The following is a 13,720-nucleotide window of genomic DNA, read 5'->3' on the forward strand; positions in this document are numbered from 1 at the left end:
CTAAAAAGCGAATGCTCTAATCGCTTTTTTACACTGTAATAATGCAGAGGATTAGTTACACTAGGGTTAACCAATTTGAGGAGAGATTTATGCTAACTGTAATTTTTGGCCGTGATGGCTGCCCTTTTTGTGTTCGCGCCAAAGACGTTGCTGAACAACTAAGTAATGAACGCGATGATTTTAAATACCGTTACATTGATATTATTAAAGAAGGCATTAATAAAGAAGACTTAGAAAAGTCTGCTGGAAAACCATGCCCAACCGTGCCACAGATTTTTGTCGACCAAACACATATTGGTGGATTCACCGAATTTGAAGCGTACGCCAAAGAAAACTTAGGTCTTTATCAGTAATTTTGTAGATAGCCTGTTAACCAGCTTAATTTAAACACAGTTTGAGCTGGTTAAATTTCACACAACATCAATCACATATAATTTAGTTGTAATTTATACAAGCATTTACCATGTATTTCCTATATACTGCGCGCCTCTTTAAATTCGTTGAGGCGTATTAATGTCAGAACCAGTCACGTTTGAATCCCTAAATCTTTCTCCTGCAATTTTAAAAGCAGTTGAAGAGCAAGGTTACAAGACACCATCTGAAATCCAAGCTCAATGTATACCGTTATTGCTAGAAAGAAAGGACGTACTGGGACTAGCACAAACGGGTACAGGTAAAACAGCAGCATTTGCACTGCCATTACTAAATAATATTGACCCGTCTGTGAAACAGCCACAGATCCTTGTACTCACACCAACCCGTGAGCTTGCGATCCAAGTTGCTGAGGCATTTGAACAATATGCAAAACACACTCGTGGTGTAGAAGTTTTGGCACTGTATGGCGGCCAAAGCTATAGCATCCAATTAAGTGCACTTCGTCGTGGCGCACAGATTATTGTTGCTACACCGGGTCGTTTAATCGACCACATAAACCGTGGCACTATTAAATTTGACGGCTTACAAGCACTTGTGCTTGATGAAGCAGATGAAATGCTACGTATGGGCTTTATCGATGATGTTGAAAACATCATGGAAAAAACACCGCGCGAAAAGCAAACATGTCTTTTCTCTGCGACCATGCCTAAGCAAATTCAAAATATCAGCAGCAAATATATGAACAACCCTGTACAGGTTCATATTTCTGCACGTAACTCAACGGTAGCCTTGGTTGAACAAGTATTTTGGAATGCCAGCGTACACAAAAATAAAGCGATTGTACGCTTTTTAGAAGCAGAACAATATGAAGGCGCTATTGTTTTCGTTCGTACACGTAATGACACTGTGCAACTTGCTGAGTTATTAGAACGCGAAGGCTTCTCTGTAGCTCCACTTAACGGTGATATGAATCAGCAAACACGTGAACGTACAGTAGAGCGCTTAAAAAGTGGCATGCTAAACGTTGTGATTGCAACTGATGTTGCGGCACGTGGTCTTGATGTTGACCGTTTAAGCTTAGTTATCAACTATGATATTCCGCAAGATTCTGAAGCCTATGTTCACCGTATCGGTCGTACAGGTCGTGCTGGTCGTACTGGTAAAGCGATTCTTTTTGTAAAGCATAATGAACGCTACTTACTTAAAAATATCATGCGTCATACCAATTCAGATATTGCTCAAGTTGAATTACCTACTGCCAAGATTGTTGAAGAAAAACGTATCGAAGCATTACAAGCTAAATTAGCTATTGCGCTTGAAAACAAAGATATTACTTTTTTCAATGAAGTAGCTGCTAGCATGGCACAAAAGCTTGAACTTGCTCCTGAAGACCTAGCGGGTGCGTTACTGTGTTTAGCACAGCAACAATCACCAATTAAGGTTGAAGAAGTTAAGATCCAACAACGTGAGCGTAGCGAACGTAGTGACCGCAATCCTCGTAGCAATGACCGTGGTCGTCGTAACGAACGCAGCGAGCGCCCAGCCCGTGATCGTGATGCTAAACCTCGTGAGCGTAATAGCCGTGATGCAGGCCCTATGGATACGTATCGTATCGAAGTAGGTCGTGAGCATGGCGTTCAGGTTAAGAACATTGTTGGTGCTATCGCTAACGAAGCAGATATCTCAAGCAAGTTTATTGGTGACATTCGTCTTCACGACAGTCACAGTACGGTACAATTACCGCAAAACATGCCTAAAGACGTGCTTGATCATTTCCAAAAAGTGTTTATTTGTAAACGCCCAATGGGTTTAACATTAACGCAAGATCAAGGCCCTGCTGAGCCACGCGGCGAGCGTACTGAACGCCCTGCCGCTGATAAGAAGCGCAGCTTTAATAAAGACGGTCAACGCCCTGACAAGCGTAGCGGCCCACGTAAAGAGCGTCGCCCAGTAAGTTTTACTACTCCTAAATAAGTAGCAACGCTTTAATAAAAAAACCTTGTCATGAAAGTGACAAGGTTTTTTTGTGTTTGGAATATAAAGGTACGGATTTGAGAAAAATGGGTTTAGTAGTTTGGCATTAAATGCTTTTCATAATCCCCATATATTTTTTCTAATTCATTAGCCGCTACCGGGCGACTAACATAATACCCTTGAATTAAATCACAACCAGCAGCCACAAGAAAATCGTAAGTTGCTTGATTCTCAACTCCTTCCGCGACCACTTTTAGTCCAAGTTCATGCGCCAGTCCAATTGTCGCATTCACTATTTTTTTCGAACCTGACTCGCCTATTACTGCTTTGATAAAGCTTTGATCAATTTTAATTATTGATATTGGCATTTTCTCTAAGTATTGTAATGATGAATATCCGGTGCCAAAATCATCCAGCGATATAACAATATTAGCCTTGCTGAGCTTAGTAAGCTCAATAATAGAATTTTCCATATCCTCTACAAATGAACGCTCTGTAATTTCTAACTCCAGCCTTTGCGGATCCACTTTGTGCGTCTCTAGACGCTGTATCACAGTGCTAAAAAAGTTTGGGTTTAACAGGTTTCTGGTTGATATGTTCACTGCCATACGCATATTCTTCAACCCCATTTTATCCCACTTCATCAACTGCATAAGTGATTGTTCTAAAGCAAAATAAGTAATTTGATCGATAAGTGTGCTATTTTCCGCATAAGGAATAAAATTGTCTGGTGGGATGTTGCCGCGAACCGGATGTTGCCAGCGCATTAGTGCTTCAACACCATCAATCTCCCCCGTTGCTGCAACAATCTTAGGTTGATAATGCATAAACACTTGGCCATTTTTCAATGCATCACCTAATTCACCAAGCAGTTTTAAATTTTCCATCATCCTAAACTCGTCATCAATACTGGTTAGCATGCCATTACGCTGCCTATTATTACTGGCTTCACGCGTAGCATGGTTAGCCCTGAGGATATACAATTGGGGTTCTTTGGCTTTGCCATCCAAAGCAACAATACCAAGATAAACGTCAGCATGGATCTGAATTTTATCGAAATCTAACGGCTTAGTAAAAACATGTCCGAGTTTACTAACAAGGGTTTTCACAGCCAACTCATCCTGCGCCGGGTGCATAAATCCAAGCCCCTCAGTCCCGACTCTATAAACTTCATTAGGCGCTGATAATTCATCACGAATAATATTCGCTAACTGCACAATAATACCATTGACACACTGAACACCAAAACTGGCTTCAATCTGTGCTTGATTTCCAAGGCGTGCAACTAAAAGATAAGAAGTTTGGCATAAGTTCTTGTGTGTATCTAGTTGCTCTTGTATCGCTTTTTCTAATGCGAAAGTATTTGCAAGCCCAGTCATACTATCATGGCTGGCATACCATTTTATTTTATTCAAATAAATGGCCGCGATGTCTCTATTTGTACCTAAAATAAAGCCTAACATTATAAACAAGCTGATTTGATACAGCCAACTAATAATATCGTGCTGCTCGCTATTTAAAGGACCAAATAGCATCACAGAGCCTAGTAGCAGCCCTGCAAGCAGTGCAGCTAAAATACCTCCCCTAGTGCCAAATGCAATCGCGGATAGAGCGATTGGTAAATATATTGTATAAGAAAGCACATTATTGCTTCCGCCTGTAATAACGACGAAGAGGTATGCGCCAACACTCATAAACATGATCGTCGAGAGCAAAAGCCGTTTAACTTTTAAGCGATGCTTTTCAATCCAGTAAAAAATATCGTCTATCTTCATGGCGTTCCCAGCTGTAAATCAGTTAACGTGTTAATGTTAATACATTAACTGACGTATATGGTATATTCCTAACCAGCCTTAAATGCCTATCTCAGTTGGTACTGAATTGGGTTCAAACAGGCTATCTAATACAAATAATAGTCGTTTTTTAGCCAAAATCAATTGCTAATAAAGGCATTAAAAAAACACATATACCTAAAAAGAATATGCTATATTTCAATGCAATTTACCGCTAATCTAAGTTTAACTATATGAATAACATTACTTTTCAAAATATTGTTGGCAAACGCTATTGGATCGGCACTTTCGCACTGCTAATAAGCGTATTTGCATGGGCAGCAGAATTAATGGGGGCTGTGTACATATGTCCCTACTGTCGTGTGCAACGCACAGTAATTGGTTTATTAGGAATTATTTTACTAGTGCCTATTGTTTATCATTGGCTAACTAAATATGCAGCAATTGTTATTGGTTTTTTTGGCGCTCTCGTTGCTGCAAATCAACACTTTATGGGCTGGAAGAAAATCTCTGCGGGGGTGTTTAAATTTAATGATAACCTGCTTATTGATCCCTTTTTACTGTCTGGTTTTGCACTGACAGCAATTATAGGCTTAACAATTGTTGTACTGCAACAAGAGCAAAAGCCAACCTAATCGAGATAGTTAAAAACAGTAAAAGCGCGAGCTCACCTCGCGCTTTTACTGCACTTCATTTACTATGAAAACCTAAGCTCGATAGTTACTTAAGGTGTAACGGCTGGGTACACATAGCTTGCATCTAAGCCAAGCGGAATACCCAGCGCCCAGTAGCCTAATAAGAAGATACTCCAGCCAATCATAAAGGCAATTGAGTATGGCAACATCATCGCAATCAGCGTACCAATGCCCGTGCCTTTAACATACTTTTGACAGTACACAACCACTAGCGGGAAATACGGCATGAGCGGCGTGATGATGTTTGAGCTTGAATCACCTACACGATACGCCGCCTGGGTTAAATCTGGCGAAATACCAAGTTGCATTAACATCGGCACAAATACCGGGCCTAATAGTGCCCATTTAGCAGAGCTAGAACCAACAAATAAGTTTACAAAACCGGTTAGGAAAATAATCCCTACAACCGTTACAGAGCTTGGTAACTCCATTGCTTTTAATACTTGCGCACCCTCAATCGCCAATAAAGCACCTAAATTCGAGTTACTAAATGCAGCAATAAATAATGAACAAAAGAATGCCATAACAATGTAATACGCTATGCCGCCCATAGCTTTGCTCATCGCATCAATCATATCTTTAGAACTTTTAAAGGTGCCAACTACATAGCCGTATACAGCGCCTGGGATCCAAAATAATAAGAATATTAACGGCACAATAGATTGCATTAATGGCGAGCTAAAATTAGTCAGCGAGCCATCAGCGCTGCGCATTGCTGAATCTGTAGGTGCAGATACATAAGCTAATAACGCAAGCCCTGCGATCATCACGCTACTGGCAATAAAAAAGGCACGCTTTTCATCACTACGGGCATCTTCAAATGCAGGTAAATCCTCAGTTTCACCATCAACAGGGGTGTTTTTTAAGCGTGGTTCAATAATTTTATCGGTGATATACCAGCCCAATAAAACAATGAATAAGCTCGATGCCGAGGTAAATGCCCAGTTATTTAATGGGTTAATCGACATGGTTGGGTTAATAATTTGCGCCGCACTTTGGGTAAAGCTTTGCAGTAATGGGTCAATCCCCGATGGAATAAAGTTAGCCCCAAAACCCCCACTTACCCCAGCAAATGCAGCCGCAATACCTGCAAGTGGATGGCGTCCTGCGGCGTAAAAAATAACCCCAGCCAGAGGAATAACTAACACGTAACCCGCATCAGTTGCTGTATGGCTCACAATAGCCACTAAAATAATTGAGGGTGTAAGTAATTTTTTAGGCGTCACTTTGAGCATTAATTTAAGGCCGGTATTAATAAACCCTGAATGTTCGGCCACACCTACACCGAGCATAGCCACTAACACCACACCCAATGGCGCAAAACCAGTAAAGGTTTTTACCATAGATGATAAAAAGTTCGCTAACGAGTCACTCGCCAGCATGTTATTGATAATAATAGCCTCGCCGGTACGTGGATCGATTGCGTCAAAAGTAACGCTTGAGAACCACCAAGACAGTAGCCAAATTAGTAACATGGCAAATAAAAAGATGATTGCTGGATCAGGAAGTTTATTACCGACCCGCTCAACAAAATTTAAAAATCGCGCAACTAGCCCCGTCGGCATTGCTGCATCATTATTGTTATTCATTTCACTTGTTCCCTAAAATTTAGACTACGCTACTTTAGCGTATCTAGGGAGTTAGGTAAATTTTAAGTAACCGATCTTCCGCACCCATTTTAAGAATAAATCCGCTGATATTTTTCACCCAAGCAATCAACAATGGTTTGATTGCGCGGTTGCATATTCGCCACTATGGGTGGTTTATCTGGTATGTACATGATGATGATATGCTCGAAGCACTGGAACACCCAGCGTGCTGTGGGGCGTTGGCCCGGCTTGTATTTCATCGTGGGGAAGTAGCAGTTTTTCTCGACCAAGGTTTTGCGAATTTGATGCTCTAACCCCGCGTACACCATTAGGCAGCAAGTCATTACCATGAGTAACGCTTCAATGCGCTCAGGCTTTTTCAGGTAAATAGCGCTCGTAAGGAAGTCGGGACTTTTCAAGAATCGAAAGCCTTTTTCCACGTTTTGCTGCGCTTTGTATCTGCTCAGCAAGCTGGCCATATCAAGATGGTCGCTAACATCATTGGTGGCAATAATAAATAACCCCAGTTGTTGTAAAGCGGCTTTTCTGGATGCCAGTGGTGTGCATAATGCACCCGTAATCTGGTATTCGATACGCTCAGGTAACTGCCCTGCTTTAGGGCGTCCTGCGCCTTTATAAACAGCGACCTCGAGAACACTAGCATCCACATCACATACCGCTTGTTTACCTCGCCATTTTATAAGGGCGCTTTGTACGTCTTTTTCGCAAGCGAAGCGTTGTTGGCACAGTTTTTTAAAGCTTTTGCGGGCAACTTCTCCGGCTTTTAGCATACGCTTGTTCAGGTTATGCTGCTCTCGCTTATACGCCTGCTCACTGCGAATGAGTAGCCATTTTTGTTTCACACCCCCGTATTCACTATCATAACTGACGCCTTCATAGCCTGGTGAGATAGGGGTAAAATTCAAGTTAGGGGCTTGCTTAACAAGGGTTTTAGCTTCTTTGAGGGTTTGCGGTACCCGCGTAATGAACAGTTGGCCTTGAGTATGTAAATCTACAATCGTTTCTTGCACATACAAGGCGGCATCGGCCACCAAATAGCGGCTGGCTTGCGCGGCTTTTAAACTGCCAATATGCGCCTTTACAATCTGTTTAAAGCCTTCCATATCATTGCTGTTGCCACTGGCAGGCTTCATATAAACCGGAATGCCAGATTGGTTCTCACAGATAAGATTGAGTATCACTTGGTTGAGCTCAGGGCGATGGTCGCGCGAATAACCTTTAGCGATACGGATAGGTTTTGGTTCACCATCATCGGGCTCGTTTGTCGCTTTGCCATCGTAATGAAAGCTTGTCGAATCAAGGTGTAAAGCTTCGGTTTGTAACCCTAATTTCTCTACCATCGCCTCGCCCAATTGTTGATACAGCTTCGATACGCCGTATTCATATAAGGTGTCTAAACAGCGACCAAGCGCATCGTCGTTGATGTGCTCGGACTTTACGCCTTCACCAATTAATCTATCAAGCGGCTTGCCTTGAAAATACTCGCTGTACATATGCAGTGTGCGGCCAGTGAAACCTAGGCCGTTTAGCACCATAGCCAACACTAATTGACCACAACTGATGTTGCGCTCAGGCGCCACGCCACCGAGTGCGTTATCAATAATATCGACAAAACCTAGATCGTGACAAAATCCAGCAACTAAGCCGTGGTGTTCGAGTTTTTGGGCATAAGGGATAGACATAAATACGCGCTCTCAAAAGAGAGTAATAGATCAAATATGGGGATCGCCGTCAAGTATTTTTTAACAAAATTCGATCAACCGCTCATTTAATGAACTAATTTAATTCAGATTTAGGGTGCGGAATGACAGAAGTAAACAAACAATGCCGTTTTTAGGCACAAAAAAACGCGTCTCAATGGCCGCGTTATTTGCAATATGAACAAAAAGCTTATGCGAGTGCTTTTACCTCATTCCATATCCTTACTACCAGGGCTTTATCAGCTTCATTCAATTCACCATTGCGGTAGGCTTTCACTAAGCTTTTTTCAACCGTGTCGTTTAGCTCTGCAATTTCTAAATTTAACTCTTCAACTTGCGCATACCCTACCGCCAAGTCAAAATGCCCACGCAAATAGCCACCGGCAAATAATTCGTCATCAGTGGCTTTGATCACTAAATCATCAAAATACTGTTGGGCTGCATCAATATAATTTACTAAACTCACTTTTACTTCTCCTGTGCTTGCAGGGTATCTTGGTGACCCACAGCATACATAACATGGTCGTTAAACCCGGTTGTTACCCGAATATAACCGCTTAATTCATCATCTAATTCGCTATCGCCGGTGTCACAAATCAGCGGTCGGCCATTTAAAGCCTGTAATTTACTTTTCGTTGCCACCACAATAATGTTATCGCGGCCGATAGTGCGGATAAGTACTGGGCTCAATTGCTGATTGCCACGGCCAAAAATATGCCCTTGACCGCCAATTAAGGTGATCACCAGCTTTATATCTCGCTCTTTGGTAAGTTCAATAAGTTGTTGAGCTGTTAAATCTTGGCCTACTAAGGTTTGATCATCCACTAAATCGACACCAAGCAACGTATTTTTAAGCCCCATCTCTTCCATCACCGCGCCAACCGTAGAGCCACTGCCCATGACATAAAGCGTGTTGGCATCCATTTCACTGACGACATAGGCGGCAATATCGGCAAGTACTAATTCATCGGTTTCTTTGCCACCGTTTTTAACTGCTTGTACATAACGTACTTCACTGGGTACTTGCATTTCGCCATAGCGCTTTGCTTTTACTGTGCCTTGGCGAAACGCATCCTCGTCAATATCCATTACATCGGCATCGGCTAAGGTTACTAATTCGCCTTTAACTAACATTTCAACTACGCGCCCCGCGGCTTTTGGCGTGATTGCATACACGCCTGAGTGAATTTTGCAGCCCGCAGGAATGCCCAGTACCGGCACGGTATCTTCTACTGCGTGGCATATATTACGGGCAGTACCATCGCCACCTGCAAATAAAATTAAGTCGACGCCCAGTTGCTGTAATGCTTGAGCGGCAAGCTCAGTATCCGTTGCACTACTTTGATGCTCGCTTTGATATACAACTTCAGTATTAAAACCAAGTTCTTTAGCGCTGCGTTCACCCATTGAGTCATTAACTGTATAAATTGTTATTTTGTCTTGATAAGGCAATAACACCTCAAGCGCTGCCTTAGTGCGTAAATTAGCTTTTGGTAGAGCACCAAGTGCCAGCGCTTTAGCCGCAACGTCATCACTGCCTTTGAGTGCTACGCTACCACCTAAACCGGCAACTGGGTTTACTATTAGTCCTAATTTAAACTGCATCACTAAACTCCTGAGGGTGTTGCCATACAAACTGCCCGGCATTCAATGGCCATGGCGTACTGTAAAATTCGCTTAATGCTTTTAATAGTGCCGTAGTACGAGGATTAAAGCCTACTTTTAGCAACTGTAAAACTTGTTTGTGTACTCGCGCCTGAAAATCAAAACGACAGCTTTGCTCACCATTTAAATTATCAACCGAAACATTAAACTCAAAGCCCGCAGCAACACTCAATGCCCATTCAATCGCTTGTGGCTTTACTTCAACCGCTTCAAACTTGGCTTGCTGCGCTTTATCACGGCCATCGGGGCAATACCAATAGCCGTAATCTTCGAGTAAACGACGTTTATCACCTGCCACCAGCCAGTGTGCAATTTCATGTAAAGCGCTGGCATAAAAACCATGAGCAAACACAATTTGATGGTACGGCGTTTGCGCATCAGCAGGAATGTAAATAGGCTCATGCTCACCTTTAACCAAACGTGTATTATGGCTGTGGTAAAAAGTGCGTTCAAAAATAGATGTTAAGTCGGCTATTTGATGCATAAATATTTCAGATACTCGTTTGGCCCGTTGCTTTATAGCCATATAAAACGAATATAAAGCACACTAAAAACGAGGCGAATTGTACGGACTTTTCAACACAAAGTAAAAAGCTAGCTAACAAAATACAACTGTCTGAATATATACTGTTTTACTTTAAAGTTTTAAATGGGCTCCTCCTAGAGTTGTAAGCAGAGTAATTTAAAACTTTATACACTTATTTACTCAACACCCAATTACGCCTACCATATGCAAATCATAAACTTAAATCGATTCATTTCCATGCTTAAACAAAACATCTCTAGATCATGGCTATTTAGCATGCTTGTTTTTTTAGCGCTATTAAGTGCCAGTAGCCAGGCAAAAAGCGTGAGTATTAACGTATTTGCGATTCCCTCTAAGCCTATTATTGATCTTATGGCTAAAACGAGTGATAAATTGGCAAAGCAACAAATGACCACGTTTTACCAGCTAGGGTTCCCTGTGCATGCCACATTATATTTAACAGATTATCCGCAAGAGGCGCAAAACAACATTAAGCGCGTGATTGAGCAAATAGCAAAACGTCAGCGACCTTTTGAGATTAAAGCAAATGGGTTTAGCGTATCATCAAGTAACTGGGCGTTTATAAACTTAGAAAAACCATATCAGTTACAACGTCTTGCAGATGAGGTAACGCTTGCTCTTGAACCTCTTCGTGACAAGCTTACGACTGTACCAAGTTGGGTAGAGCATTACCCTAATAAATTAATTGCTTTTGAGCGTTATGGCAGCCCAAATGTGTTTCAAAACTTCCAACCACATTTAAGTTTACTGGCAAACGAGCAAAATCCCGCGTTGGCTACTTTTAATAAAGCCATGCAAACTCAACCACCTCAAGCGCAAGGTGAAATAATTGGCATTGGAATTGGCATTTCTGATCAGTTTGGGCAACAAAAACAAGTCATTGCTGAGTACTTTTTTGATACTAAATAACTTAAACAAGTTGTATCTAGCTTGTAGTTGACTTGTCTGTTAAATATTTTTTAAGTATGCGGGTATTGCGGGTATTTGCTTTAAAATAAGCATCAAAAATATCACCAAAAAATGGCACAAGCCCGCCTACAAAATCAACGAGCATATTTAAAATAATTCTGCTCTTTACTCGCTTACTAACGCCTAAGCGCTGCGCTTCAATTAGTACATATCCCGATAAAATAAGTCCCGCTAAATCGCCTACCACTGGCAATAGCCCAATCAGAGACTCGGCACCAAATTTAAATTTAGTAAATGGAATACCAATACTGCTGTCGGTAAAGCGGCTAAACTTTTCAAGCCGTTTTAATGTATCTTGGTGTGATAACTGAATCTGCTCCATACATCCTCGTAAACTTAATAATTAACAAATTACTTTAAATAACATCAACTCCCGCTTCATCGCAATCGTACTAAGGTGCGTGTTCTTTTCGGCCCAGTAAGGTATAAAAACTGCGTACTATCGTGCGAAGCATTAATTAGCATATTACCCTTCTCGTTTGCTATATGCCTTATTTCTGAGCGACCACTTTGTAAATTAAGCTGATTGAGCTGATAGCCATCTTCCTGCTCTAAGGTAATATTTAATATTTGTTCATTTACCGCTAGACCGATAATATCGTTGTCATTAGCGCGCCAGAGTTGATCAAAATTGCCATCTTTATCAAGTCGAAATAGCTGTTTGTTGTTAGAAAAGTAAATCTGATCGTGTTTATCTAAAGCCATTGCATAACACGCCAATCGCTCTCCTTGGCCAGTGAATGGCATTAAACTTAATGTTTGCAAGTCTAGTTTTGCAGGGTGGAATGTAACACCATCGTCAGCGCGATATGAAACCAAGATCGCATCTTCATTATTAAACTTCTCTCTGAGATAAAATGAATGATGTGGATGAGGTATTGTTTGATAGTCGCCGCTATTTGAATCTATCCGAAACAGTTTATCTTTGCTTGCGGCGATCACTTCCTCGCCATTTTTTGACCAAACTACCCCAAACAGCTCTTCATTATTAGGGTTTGCAAAAATCAGCGTTTGTTTTCCTTGCTCATATAAAAACAATTGCTTTAAACCAAAGCGATGGGATTCGAAGACAAACTTAGTTGAATCAGGTGAGAACACCGGCAAAAAATCAACCGAAGAGGTATCGACGAGTTTTTCATACTGCTGAGGTGATGTACTCGTTGCCCGTAAAATATCAATATCAATATTTACAAGCTCCATCAATATCTCCTCACCAGAGGGCGTGAAGGCAGCATCTCGAATAACTTGATAGTTATTAAAGGCGATATCAGTTGAATCGCCTTGCATATCAATCAGTAATAGATTATTTGTGCTGCTTATCAGCAAGTATTCACCACTTGGGTGCCAACTAAGCCCCTGAATACCATCTTCAATAACGGCAATTGTTTTACTGCTATTATCCGTTAAATTCAGTATTTCAATACGGTAGTTATTTTGTCCTGCTTCATAACCAAGCGCTAATTGTGTTTGATCTGGCGATAACGCCTGTAACTTTAACCAGTCTTGACCCATTGAGGGTTTGATTACCTGTTTTTGTTTAGTTTCTATATTGACGGTCGAAAGCTGCGTATCATTTTTATGTTTTCGTCGCTCGATAAAATAAATCTGATTGTTATTAGTCCATTGTAATTGCTGGCTGGTAACTAAATATCCTTTAAATTCCAGTAATTTGGCGTAATTTAAACTCGTTAGAGTTACCATATCTAAATTAAAATACGCTAATTGGCTAACATCATTTTGTTTTTCTATAAAAGCCAATGCGCGATTATCCGGACTCCAGCCTAGACTATAGTAGGTCGATGGGTGTTGGGATAATTGTACCTCTTTACCTGTCGTTAATTCTTTTAGCCAGATATGCTGATTATCATTGTCACCGCGAACAAATGCTAAATAATTGCCGTTATTAGATTGCGATTGAGAGGATTCATTGGCTTCATTTGATGTTACAGGCACCAAAGAATAGAAATCAGTTTTAGCAACCTGCGTTGCAAATGTGAACCAACCACCAACCAAACATACAATTGTCACGGCGATAAAAGCCAACAACGGCCACTTTACAGAGTGAGAACGTGTTTGTTCGTTAAGTTCAAGGCAATAACCCCGTTTCGGGTGGGTAATGATGAATTGTGGATTTTTAGAATCTTCATTTAATGCTTTCCTCAGCAGTGCAATATTGCGTTGCACATTACTCGAGCTAAACACTGAATTAGGCCACACAGCTGCAAAAATTTCTTCCTGGCTAACCACATTGCCCCTATGAGAGTACAAAAATTGGAGCACATCCATAACCTTAGGTTCGACAATTTGTACGCCTTCAGCGGATGAAATTTTACCACGGCTAACATCGACGTCAAAATTCCCGATTCGAAACCTACCCACTTACAACTCCAAT

Annotated in this window: 12 protein-coding genes; 4 read left to right on the top strand and 8 right to left on the bottom strand. The window is 41.3% G+C overall.

Annotated elements, in window-relative coordinates; all coding sequences use genetic code 11:
• Positions 1–89 precede the first annotated feature (89 nt).
• Together AC6H44_RS10095 and AC6H44_RS10100 are read left to right on the top strand one after the other, a co-directional pair.
• A complete protein-coding gene (locus tag AC6H44_RS10095) occupies positions 90–353 on the top strand; it encodes a GrxA family glutaredoxin (RefSeq protein ID WP_500735306.1) in 264 nt (87 codons plus the stop codon).
• 160 nt (positions 354–513) lie between these two features.
• The gene (locus tag AC6H44_RS10100; RefSeq protein ID WP_500735307.1) at positions 514–2,349 is read left to right on the top strand and encodes a DEAD/DEAH box helicase; all 1,836 of its coding nucleotides are present in this window, start codon (positions 514–516) and stop codon (positions 2,347–2,349) included.
• A gap of 92 nt (positions 2,350–2,441) precedes the next feature.
• Here the strand turns inward: AC6H44_RS10100 and AC6H44_RS10105 are convergent, their stop codons facing one another.
• A complete protein-coding gene (locus tag AC6H44_RS10105; protein ID WP_500735308.1) occupies positions 2,442–4,124 on the bottom strand; it encodes a putative bifunctional diguanylate cyclase/phosphodiesterase in 1,683 nt (560 codons plus the stop codon).
• A 251-nt stretch (positions 4,125–4,375) separates the two neighbouring features.
• Between AC6H44_RS10105 and AC6H44_RS10110 the strand changes: the two genes are divergently transcribed.
• On the top strand, positions 4,376–4,777 hold the full coding sequence (locus AC6H44_RS10110) for a hypothetical protein (RefSeq protein WP_500735309.1): 402 nt from the start codon (positions 4,376–4,378) through the stop codon (positions 4,775–4,777).
• Positions 4,778–4,866: 89 nt separating this feature from the next.
• Here the strand turns inward: AC6H44_RS10110 and AC6H44_RS10115 are convergent, their stop codons facing one another.
• The 5 genes from AC6H44_RS10115 to AC6H44_RS10135 all read right to left on the bottom strand — a co-directional run bounded on the left by AC6H44_RS10115 (position 4,867) and on the right by AC6H44_RS10135 (position 10,296).
• A complete protein-coding gene (locus AC6H44_RS10115; RefSeq protein ID WP_500735310.1) occupies positions 4,867–6,426 on the bottom strand; it encodes an AbgT family transporter in 1,560 nt (519 codons plus the stop codon).
• Between the two features lie 89 nt (positions 6,427–6,515).
• Positions 6,516–8,129 carry an IS1634 family transposase gene (locus tag AC6H44_RS10120; protein WP_500735311.1) on the bottom strand — a complete coding sequence of 538 codons (1,614 nt, stop codon included), beginning with the start codon at positions 8,127–8,129 and terminating at the stop codon, positions 6,516–6,518.
• Positions 8,130–8,337: 208 nt separating this feature from the next.
• Positions 8,338–8,613, bottom strand: coding sequence for a YfcL family protein (locus AC6H44_RS10125; protein WP_500735312.1), 276 nt, complete (start codon positions 8,611–8,613; stop codon positions 8,338–8,340).
• Positions 8,614–8,615: 2 nt separating this feature from the next.
• Complete coding sequence (locus AC6H44_RS10130; protein ID WP_500735313.1) at positions 8,616–9,752, bottom strand: ATP-NAD kinase family protein; 1,137 nt, start codon at positions 9,750–9,752, stop codon at positions 8,616–8,618.
• Complete coding sequence (locus AC6H44_RS10135) at positions 9,742–10,296, bottom strand: elongation factor P hydroxylase (RefSeq protein WP_500738424.1); 555 nt, start codon at positions 10,294–10,296, stop codon at positions 9,742–9,744. The genes AC6H44_RS10130 and AC6H44_RS10135 overlap by 11 nt, the downstream gene beginning before the upstream one ends.
• 279 nt (positions 10,297–10,575) lie before the next feature.
• Here AC6H44_RS10135 and AC6H44_RS10140 point away from each other — a divergent pair, with 279 nt between their 5' ends.
• Positions 10,576–11,268 carry a 2'-5' RNA ligase family protein gene (locus tag AC6H44_RS10140; protein WP_500735314.1) on the top strand — a complete coding sequence of 231 codons (693 nt, stop codon included), beginning with the start codon at positions 10,576–10,578 and terminating at the stop codon, positions 11,266–11,268.
• A gap of 16 nt (positions 11,269–11,284) precedes the next feature.
• Here AC6H44_RS10140 and AC6H44_RS10145 read toward each other — a convergent pair whose 3' ends face one another.
• Both AC6H44_RS10145 and AC6H44_RS10150 read right to left on the bottom strand, forming a co-directional pair.
• Entirely contained in the window at positions 11,285–11,650 is a 366-nt protein-coding gene (locus tag AC6H44_RS10145; RefSeq protein ID WP_500735315.1) for a DUF4112 domain-containing protein, read from the bottom strand.
• 56 nt (positions 11,651–11,706) lie between these two features.
• On the bottom strand, positions 11,707–13,707 hold the full coding sequence (locus AC6H44_RS10150) for a winged helix-turn-helix domain-containing protein (RefSeq protein WP_500735316.1): 2,001 nt from the start codon (positions 13,705–13,707) through the stop codon (positions 11,707–11,709).
• Positions 13,708–13,720 lie beyond the last annotated feature (13 nt).

It is taken from the genome of Pseudoalteromonas sp. TAP-3C (assembly GCF_059888565.1).